Origin of the sequence: Schleiferilactobacillus shenzhenensis LY-73, assembly GCF_000469325.1 — a bacterium.
Lineage (GTDB): Bacteria > Bacillota > Bacilli > Lactobacillales > Lactobacillaceae > Schleiferilactobacillus > Schleiferilactobacillus shenzhenensis.
Map to the genome: position 1 here is coordinate 1 of NZ_KI271609.1, position 3296 is coordinate 3296.

Sequence of the window (3296 nt, forward strand, 5' to 3'; positions counted from 1 at the left end):
TCGATAAAGATGGACTCTTAACCGGTCTAAATCTCAAGGAACACCATGGACTGGGTGCGTATACATTTGAGGACATTTTAGAAAGCAGCTAATCTATGACCAAGTATGTATTTATCACCGGTGGGGTCGTATCGTCACTGGGCAAGGGTATCGTTGCAGCATCTCTGGGTCGTTTATTGAAGAATCGCGGGTTGAAGGTGACCCTCCAGAAGTTTGATCCCTATATCAACGTGGATCCCGGGACCATGAACCCTTACCAGCACGGTGAGGTCTTCGTGACCGAGGACGGCGCCGAAACCGATCTGGATCTTGGTCACTACGAACGCTTCATCGACAGCAACTTGAACCAATATTCCAATGTCACCACCGGGAAGATTTATTCCGAGGTTCTTTCTAAGGAACGCCAGGGTGAATATCTGGGGGCCACCGTCCAAGTCATTCCCCACATCACGGACATGATCAAGGACAAGATCATGCGGGCCGCCACCACCACCGATTCCGACGTGGTCATCACCGAGATCGGCGGCACGGTAGGGGACATCGAGTCCCTGCCTTTCTTAGAAGCCCTGCGCCAGATGAAGTCCGAAGTCGGGGCCGAGAACGTGACCTATATCCACGTCACCCTGGTGCCGTACCTGCGGGCCGCTGGCGAGATGAAGACCAAGCCGACGCAGCACAGTGTCAAGGAACTGCGCGGACTGGGGATCCAGCCGAACATCCTGGTGCTGCGGACAGAAAAGCCCATTACCCAGGAAATGCGGGACAAGATTGCCACCCTCTGTGACGTGGATCCCGATGCCATTATCGAGTCCCGGGACGTCAGCGTGCTGTACAGCCTGCCGCTGATGCTCCAAGAGCAGGGGATGGACCAAATCGTCTGCGACCAGCTGCACATCGATGCCCCCAAGGCCGACATGACCCAGTGGAAGCAGTTGGAGCAGCGGGTCAAGCACCTGCACAACAAGACTAAGATCGTTTTGGTCGGCAAGTACGTGGAACTGCAAGATGCCTATATTTCTGTTACCGAAGCCTTGAAGCACGCCGGCTTCGCTTACGATTCCACGATTGAATTGACCAAGATCCAGTCCGAGAACATCACCAAGGATAACGTCGCCGAGCTTCTGGACGGCGCCCAAGGGATCATCGTCCCCGGCGGCTTTGGTAACCGCGGCGTGGAAGGCATGATCCTGACGATCCAATATGCGCGGGAACATAATGTGCCGTTCCTCGGCGTCTGCTTAGGCATGCAGATGGCCACCGTCGAGTTTGCCCGGGACGTCGCGAAGCTGCCCGAGGCCAACTCGACCGAAGTGGATCCCGAGACGCCGGATAATGTCATCGACTTGATGCCCGACCAGAAGGATGTCACCAAGCTGGGCGGCACGCTTCGTCTGGGTTCCTACCCGGCCAAGCTCAAGCCAGGCACGGTGGTCGCCGCAGCCTACGACAACCAGTCCGTCATCATGGAACGCCACCGTCACCGCTACGAGTTCAACAACAAGTACCGGGACCTGTTTGAGAAAAAAGGCATGATTTATGCTGGTGTTTCCCCGGACAACCGTCTGGTGGAAATTATCGAGCTGCCGAAGCTCAAGTTCTTCGTCGGCGTCCAGTATCACCCCGAGTTTCTCTCCCGGCCCAATCGTCCGGAACCGATCTACAAAGCCTTTATTGGTGCTGCTTCCGGCTTGCCGGAAGTTGATAACCAAGCCGTTAAACAAGAAAACAAATAACCGGATTCACCGGTCATTACTGAAAGCCAGCCGTCACGGGCTGGCTTTTTGTCTGCCGATTCTTTATTATAGTGTAGTATGCCTGCATTCTAGACGCAGGCCCTTCTAGTGAACGCACTTTAAACGATAAAGGATTTTAACGAATGAAAAAAATGATAATCCATGGTGGTAAGGCCCTCGCCGGCTCGGTAACGATCGGCGGGGCGAAGAATAGCACGGTGGCCCTTATCCCCGCAGCGATTCTTTCTGAAACACCGGTGGTCTTGGACGGCGTCCCGCATATTCAGGACGTCACCAACTTAATGGCCATCCTTGGGGAAATGAACGTGGACTGCAGCATGACGGATGATACGCTGACCATTGATCCGACTGATATCGAGTTCAAACCATTACCGAACGGAAAAATTAAGAGCCTGCGGGCGAGTTACTACTTCATGGGCGCCCTCCTCGGCCGCTTCGGCAAAGCGGTCGTCGGTCTGCCCGGCGGGGACGACATCGGCCCCCGGCCAATCGACCAGCACGTGAAGGGCTTCGAAGCCTTGGGTGCCGTGGTGACGAACGATAACGGCGTCGTCATCATCGAGTCCCCCACAGAAGGCCTCCACGGCGCCCGCATCCACTTCGACATGGTCTCCGTCGGCGCCACCATCAACGTGATCCTGGCCGCCGTCCGGGCCCACGGCCGCACCGTCATCGAGAATGCCGCGAAGGAGCCAGAAATCATCGACCTGGCCACCTACTTGAACAACATGGGCGGCGTCATCCGCGGGGCTGGGACCGACGTGATCCGTATCGACGGTGTGCCGCACCTTTACGCCAAGAATGCCCACACCATCATTCCCGACCGCATTGAGGCCGGCACCTACTTGGCCATCGCTGCCGCGGTGGGCGAGGGCATCATCATCAAGAATATCATCAGCGAGCACTTGGATGCCTACCTGGCTAAGTTGGAAGAAATGGGCGTCAAGATGAAGATCGACGAGGACAGTATTTTTGTGTACCCCTCGGGCGACTTGAACACGGTGCAGATCCGCACCGGCACTTACCCCGGCTTCGCCACCGACCTGCAGCAGCCGATCACGCCGTTGCTGATGAAGGCCCACGGCGAGAGCCTCATCACGGACACCATCTACCCCAAGCGCATCCGTCATATCCCGGAGCTGCAGAAGATGGGGGCGGACATTAAGACAGAAAACGACGTGATCATCATCCACCACGTCGACCACCTCCACGGGGCCGTGGTTTCGGCCGACGAGATCCGCGCTGGCGCCTGCCTGATGCTGGCCGGTCTCATGGCCGACGGCACCACCACCATTACCAACGTGGAGAACATTCTCCGGGGCTACGACCGTGTCGTCGACAAGCTCCGGGGTATCGGTGCCGATGTCGCCATGGCTGACTGCGAGCCGGCGAAGGAACACTAGAGACGAAGACTTGCGGGACCCGGCGATTTGGGCCGATACGGCGTTGCGCTTCGCGCGTCCGCCTCGTGGATCACGGGATACAGCCGCGAGACCCGGCGATTTGGGCCCTCCGGCTGGCTGGGCGTGGAACGCCATGGGC

General features: G+C 57.4%; 2 protein-coding genes. Both read left to right on the forward strand.

The window, feature by feature from the left end; all coding sequences use genetic code 11:
- Positions 1-95: 95 nt before the first annotated feature.
- Complete coding sequence (locus tag L248_RS13350; protein ID WP_022530791.1) at positions 96-1733, forward strand: CTP synthase; 1638 nt, start codon at positions 96-98, stop codon at positions 1731-1733.
- A 143-nt stretch (positions 1734-1876) separates the two neighbouring features.
- A complete protein-coding gene (locus L248_RS13355) occupies positions 1877-3157 on the forward strand; it encodes a UDP-N-acetylglucosamine 1-carboxyvinyltransferase (protein WP_022530792.1) in 1281 nt (426 codons plus the stop codon).
- Positions 3158-3296: the final 139 nt, after the last annotated feature.

Coding starts and splice junctions, on each gene's coding strand:
- L248_RS13355 (WP_022530792.1), top strand. CDS start 1,877: ATGAAAAAAATGATAATCCATGGTGGTAAGGCCCTCGCCGGCTCGGTA.
- L248_RS13350 (WP_022530791.1), top strand. CDS start 96: ATGACCAAGTATGTATTTATCACCGGTGGGGTCGTATCGTCACTGGGC.